The following is a 367-nucleotide window of genomic DNA, read 5'->3' as shown; positions in this document are numbered from 1 at the left end:
TTGGGTAGACACTTGCTTTCAAGAGTAATAATATAAATAAAACATCGCATAAACTGTTGACAAAGTTATGTCTTTCTGTTAATCTTTAACAAACTTAATATGTGTATTACAGAGGCCGCGATTAGTCAAGAGTACGATTTGGAAAGGGACTGTCGCCGAAATATACTATATGTATATTGGGGCTATACTGAAGAAGTATGGCACTGTCCGAAACAGACCCACTGTTTAGGGAGTGCTGTTATACATGAGGGTAAGAATAAATGGACTAACGGTCATGAGTTTTTACTCATGGCTTTTTTATATTTAATCGGCCTCCTTATGTGTCTAATTTTTGAAATTATTATACTGAAGGGGGTCGATTTTTGTG

The 367-nt window shown here is 35.7% G+C and carries 1 riboswitch.

The window, feature by feature from the left end:
- Positions 1 to 101 precede the first annotated feature (101 nt).
- A riboswitch (Lysine riboswitch) is annotated at positions 102 to 246 on the top strand.
- Positions 247 to 367 lie beyond the last annotated feature (121 nt).

Source organism: Dethiosulfatibacter sp., assembly GCF_983023055.1.
The sequence above is the reverse complement of the archived record's forward strand: the minus strand, read 5'-3'. Positions and strand labels throughout refer to the sequence as shown.